General features: G+C 42.6%; 6 protein-coding genes. All 6 read right to left on the bottom strand.

What is annotated here, in order from left to right:
* Window positions 1-58: 58 nt before the first annotated feature.
* Window positions 59-1,696, bottom strand: a complete 1,638-nt coding sequence (locus tag E5329_RS27965) for a recombinase family protein (RefSeq protein ID WP_016226239.1) — start codon at window positions 1,694-1,696, stop codon at window positions 59-61.
* A gap of 72 nt (window positions 1,697-1,768) precedes the next feature.
* Window positions 1,769-1,942 (bottom strand): hypothetical protein, encoded by a 174-nt coding sequence (locus tag E5329_RS30200; protein WP_016226240.1) that lies wholly within the window; start codon window positions 1,940-1,942, stop codon window positions 1,769-1,771.
* Between the two features lie 117 nt (window positions 1,943-2,059).
* Entirely contained in the window at window positions 2,060-2,800 is a 741-nt protein-coding gene (locus tag E5329_RS27960; RefSeq protein ID WP_016226241.1) for an alpha/beta fold hydrolase, read from the bottom strand.
* Window positions 2,801-2,879: 79 nt separating this feature from the next.
* Window positions 2,880-4,454, bottom strand: coding sequence for a MobA/MobL family protein (locus E5329_RS27955; protein WP_016226242.1), 1,575 nt, complete (start codon window positions 4,452-4,454; stop codon window positions 2,880-2,882).
* Between the two features lie 306 nt (window positions 4,455-4,760).
* Window positions 4,761-5,102 (bottom strand): hypothetical protein, encoded by a 342-nt coding sequence (locus E5329_RS27945; protein WP_004056029.1) that lies wholly within the window; start codon window positions 5,100-5,102, stop codon window positions 4,761-4,763.
* A 151-nt stretch (window positions 5,103-5,253) separates the two neighbouring features.
* The coding region (locus E5329_RS27940) for a DUF6144 family protein (RefSeq protein WP_275443840.1) at window positions 5,254-5,908 on the bottom strand (655 nt) is incomplete at its 5' end.

Genomic DNA, 5,908 nt, shown 5'->3' with positions numbered 1-5,908 from the left:
ATGAATGGGTGTAAAGACATCCGGTATTGTTCTTTTCCTTAAGTTAATGACATTGCCATTATTCAAGGGTTTCCAGTGCCCCTATGAACTTGTAATGGATAGTAAGTCGTTGAATTTTCTGCCCGTCTATCTCTACGGGTTCAGAAACAAGAATTTTTTCTATAAGTTGGTTGATTATCTTAAAATTGAGTTCCGTTATTCCTGCATAACCGCTTATCTGCTCCGCAAAATGCTCAATGGAAGATAACTGTTCTTTGTCCGCTATGGCACTTTTTTCAAGTTCCTTTATCTTGGCGGTCAGTTCTTCCTGCTCGCTGTCATACCTTGCCGACAACATTTGGAAACGCTTTTCCGTTATCAGTTCCCTTGTCAAATCCTCATACAGTTTGGCATACAGGTTTTCTATTTCCGACACTCGCTGTTTACATTGCCTTAGTTCCTTTTTCTGCTGTTCCTTGTCCGCTGACAGTTGGAGATTAAGACGCTCCGCAATTTCCGTTACCATTGCTTTCCTGTCCGCCAGTGCCTGTCCTGCGTGCTTCTGAATGTCCGCAAGCACAACTTCGTGAACCGTCCTCGCCTCAATGGTGTGTGATGAACAGCCCTCTTTCCCAAACTTGCGGTATTTGGTACAGCAGTAGAAAGTCTTGTCCAGTACGTTGTTCCGCTTTCTTTTCTGCTCGACTTTGGCAAGCATGGCACTCCCACAATCAGCGCATTTTATAATCCCTCGGAAAATGTTGTCATATCCGCTTGAGCTTTCCCCGATAACGGGCGGTCTGCCGTCCAAAATCTTCTGTACGGTGTTCCAACGGTTCTGTTCAATGATTGGCTCATGTGTTCCATAGATGATTTCACGCTCCGCATACGGGATATACTGTCTTTTCTTGGAACGCATGGTCTTTGTCGGTCTTTCCGCTACGGTGAGGTTTCCTGCATAGACGGGATTGCGTAAAATCTTGCTGACATAGGCAGTATCCCAGTCATACATTTTTTCCTCGTCAGTGTACCGCTCAAACATTTCCTTTTTGTAGAAACTCGGCTTAATGACTTTTGCCTTGCGCAAGCGGTTACAGATAGTGTGAAGCCCCACACCCTCCTCGGCAATTGAGAAAATCAGTTCCACAACAGGGGCGGTCACTTCATCAATGACAAGGTGGTTATGGTCTTTCTCGTCTTTCTGATAACCGAACGGGGCGGTAGTAGCCATATACTTGCCCTGCATTCTCCTTGCATGGAGTGCGCTCTTGATTTTCCTTGACGTGTCCTTTGCGTACATTTCATTGATGATGTTGCGAAACGGCGTAATATCCATTTGTGCGTTGTCTATGGAGTCCACACCGTCATTGATTGCAATGTACCGCACGTTATGGTTGGGGAAAAACACCTCGATATATGTACCCGTTTCAAGATAATTCCTCCCCAAACGTGACAGGTCTTTTGTGATGAGCGTTGACACTTCCCCGTCCTGTATGTCCTCGATAAGCTGTCGGAAAGCGGGGCGGTCATAGTTCGTACCGCTGTAACCGTCATCAACGTAAAACTGGCAGTTGAGAAAACCGTTGCGCTTGGCATATTCTTTCAGCATGGTTTTCTGTGTGCTGATACTCATGCTCTCGTTGTTTGTGCCGTCGTCTTTGGAAAGCCTGCAATATAAAGCAGTGATTTTGTCGTTATTCAGTTTTGCCCTTTTCATTTTGTCCTCCTTGATGAAAAGGGACTTCCTCTTAACTCATATTATACTATATTCCCTTTTCCGTTTCCAGTGCTAATTTGCGTTGTTTGCCGCTATCTCCTTAACCTTTTTTGTTATCTGTTCCTCGGCTATCCGCTTGAATACTGTTTCCATTTTTTCAGTGCCTACATAGTGCCTTTCCACAATAATTTTTGTGGGTGGGTGCTGTCGGGTGGCTCTTTGCTGTGTATTGCTGTCTTTGCTCATAAATCTGCTCCTTTAAAATAAAATAGAGCGCATAGATTTTCCTATACGCTCTGACGCTGTGTTACTTATTCAGTTCTGATTGTGGGAAATGGTTGTTTAGATACACAGGAATTTGTATCAGCTTTGCAGATATTCAATCAGCTTATTTGCATATTCATCGCTATGCTCGTGTAAATACTGCCCATGTCCCATATGTTCAATCTCTATATCTACTATAGCAGGCAGATATTTCTTTAACAAAGTAACGCTCTTTCTTGGATATTGCTCATTTGAGCCTCTCCAGAACAAAATAACCCCCTTGTAATTTCTTATACTTTCAGGAATATGATACCTATACACAAATTCACACGCATTTTTTATAGTATTTGAGGTGATGCCCGTATAAAGCATTTCGATAATACTGTTGTTATCTTTTCCCATAACGGCGTCCATCATAAATTTAGGGATTGCTTTTCCGTTTTGAATCCGCTTGATTGCTTTGCAGAATATATATTCATATGGCTTTGTCAACAAGCCCATCTTTGTCAGAAACGCCGCATCCAAATGTGTTTTAGCGACATTAACATTGCCTCTTCCAATAATTTCAACAGCCATTGTTGCTCCCATAGAAAATCCAGACAGACAATACAAATTACCAGATAGATTATTTATTATGTAATTTTCTATCTCGTCGCAATTGTTTTTAAGACTGACAAGTTCATCTGTTCTTTCACTGTGACCATCCACTTCTGCCAATATCACATAATAATCTGCCAAATGTTTTAAAATTGGTTCATAGCAAAGCATTGCTGTGGAAGCCATTCCATGTATAAATAGTATTGACCTATTATTTTTATCGCCAAAACATAAAAAATTCATAACACTATCCTCCATCAATTCCGATTTTGTACCTTTAACAGAATACCACAATCAAACCCATATTTCTATTGAATTTCCATTAAATTTCTTCCTCCCTCCGCTTAGTCTTGTTTTGTTGTCTGCTATGCTGTCGGCTCTCGTTCTGAAGCTCCCTTTCAAGGTTCTTTCTGTTGTAGCTGATTACTTCCGCATAAGCTAATTCTGTGGCGGTTTTGGTCTGCTCCTTGCCGATACTGTCATATTCCGATTGCAAAGACTGTATCTCTGCTTTCCACTGTTTAGGCGTTATCTTCTCGCCGTTCTGTAAAAGGCTCTGCATACGCTCCTTTAGTTCGGGGTACTTTGCAAGGCTTTCTTTATGCTCCTTATCGTATCTCATTTTCGCAAGTCCTTTGAGTGACTGGCTCTCTTTATAGGTAGCTTGGATTGGCGCATAGAGGGCATACATTTTTGACAGTTCCTTTAATCGGTTTAGTTTCTGCCCCTTTGAAAGATGTACCGTTTCCAACTCTTGGTATCTCTGTTCCTTATCCGCTGTGAATTTCGCAAGGCTCTCAAAGCTGTCTATCTTCCTTGTCGTGATGAATTTTTCTGCATTGTCGGCTGACTGCAAGGCGGTTCTGTCGGATATTCTTCTTAGGTGCTTTCCGCTGACAATCGGCAAATCAAGTCTGCCTTTGCGCTCCCTTACTTTTGCAATCATTTCCATGACTTCATTCTTCACGCTGACCGCTGTATTTTTAATCTTGGCATACTGTGCGCTGTGAAGTTCCTGCTTGGCAAGCATGAGCATTTCTTTCGCCTGTTCTAACAGCATATTGTTTTTGATGATTTCCCGATTGATGTTTCCCCTCTCGGTCTGTATGCCCTTACGCTCTAAAGCGTTGGCAACTGCCCCGATATGGATAGTTGGCTCTTTATCAATGCCTTGCTCCTTAAAAGAACGGTGTTCCCAGTGAAGCGCAATCCCCAACTGCTCATTGGTGGCATTGATTGTGTCGGCTAAATCCTTGCGCCACATCTTGGCGTTTTCCTTACTGTTCCAGTCGGTGCTGTCGGCGGTGTGGCATTTCCACTGTTTACGGTTTTGCTTGTCAACTTTCTGCTGACCTGTCTTTTTATCAATCACTGGTATCTTTTCGCCGTTTTCGTCAAGGTCATAGATTTTCTTCTGTTTCGCTCCCCATTCCCCGTTTTCAGTGAGAGGGCGCATTGTGAGTAAAACATGGATATGGAGATTGCGCTGTCCTTTATCATTCTCGCTGTCATGTATCGCCCAGTCAGCGCACATTCCTTTATCAACAAAATTCCTCTGCACATAATCCCTCACGACTTCCTCCGCAAGTTCATAACTCCATTCGTTGGGAAGTGACGCTTTCAGCATTCTTGCAAGCTGTGATTTCTGCCCTTTCTCTGACAGTTCAACAGCGTTCCATAAGGTGGCTCTGTCTGCATACTCTTTAGGTGCGTTGGGTGGGAGAGAGATTTCACTGTGGACTAAATCTTCATGGTATTTAGGGCGGTAGGTCTGCCCGTCATACTCACTCACAAGAATACTCCTGCTGATGTATGATGCTTTCTCAACTGCCGACTGCCCCTTGCTCCGTTTGACTATGGAAAAACGTGTGCTTGCCTGTTTCGTGACCTTACCCATACATAACACCTACATTCTGCCGACAGGGTAGTGGGGCGCATGGACAGACTTTGTGGGCAGATAAAAGCCGCACTTTGGCTTTTGTCTGAACGCAAAGTTCACTAAAGGGTAGCAAGCGCAGCTTGCGAAGGGGAATTGTCGTTTCCCCTTTTGGCTGTCGCAAGACAGACAACGCCCTCCGCAGGAGTCCATGCAAGTGAAACTTGCCCCTCGGAGAGCGCACATACCACCTCTGGTGGTATATCTGTGCGCACCCCGTAAACGGGGTGAATATGTTACCTCGGCTTTCCAGTGTCCTTGCCTTTGTCATTCCGTACCGCCCTCGCTTTCATTTTCGGCATTGGGGAGAGTGGATTGTGGGGGAGTGGTTTCTCGGCTTTCCGCTTTGATTTTAGAGATAATCTGCTGACACTCCCTTGTCTGCAATGCAACCGACAAGATACGGTTTAACTCGCCCTCGTCATAGCGGTAGCAGTCGGGGAAATACTTCACAATGATACCGCCCATGATGTACTTGTGGTGGTTCTCGGCTTTGCGTTTTTTCTCGTTCTGCTTTTTCTTCTCATTGGCTACACGCTGTTTCGCCTGTTCCAATGCCTGCAATGCTTTTTCTAAATTTCTGCTTGCGTCATTTTTGCTCTCAATCATCTTGATACCTCATTCTTTCTGTACTGTGTTGATTAGTTTTGGAAATAAAAAAGGTAGCTGATTGTCTGTTAAGATAATCGCTACCTAAAGGTAAACAATATTTAGTTTTCATATCATTTTTCTGTCTTGATTTTTCCCGACAAACTGGAATTTATTGAAATGTAATTCTCAAAAGACAAAAATCAAATCCTTGCCGTATGCTTTGCACAATTTCTACATAGACAGGTTTTTCAAAAACAATCTCAAATAATTTTTTGTTATATCCAGCAGTGCAGTGACACCATGTTAATGAATTTGAATTTTTTGCTTTTTCTAACATAGGACATTCACAAGTAAACATTTTTGTATACAGTTGATTATCTTTAATAAACCAACCGGCACCATTTTCGTTCAGAGCATTGACAAATCTATGCAAATCCTTATCCAAAGAGAGATAGAGTTGTTTCAAGTTATTTGCTGTATCTTCTAACCTACCATTTTCATTACAATAGCACTCTTGGCGAATGTTTTTTACCGTTTTTTTATCAAATCTATTTTCAAGAATAGCAGATAGCTTTTCTACCCACTCGGCTCGAATGTCTGGTGTTGAATTTATAGATAATGGAATTTCCTTTATTATGCTTTCTGCAACTTCCCTTGATACATTCTTTTCCAAACTATGTTTCAACCTCATTAACTCATCTATTTCTAATGTCGGAGAAACTTGCTCTGGCATAGAAAAATTTTTCATATTCTTTCTCCTTAAATTTCGATTGAACAAAATCGCTGCGCGATGGCCTGCCAGGGCTGTGGCGTAGTTTTTACGT

This window comes from Petralouisia muris (assembly GCF_004793545.1).
GTDB classification, from domain to species: Bacteria; Bacillota; Clostridia; order Lachnospirales; family Lachnospiraceae; genus Petralouisia; species Petralouisia muris.
Note: the sequence above shows the minus strand (reverse complement) of the source record. Positions and strands in the feature narration are given on the sequence as shown.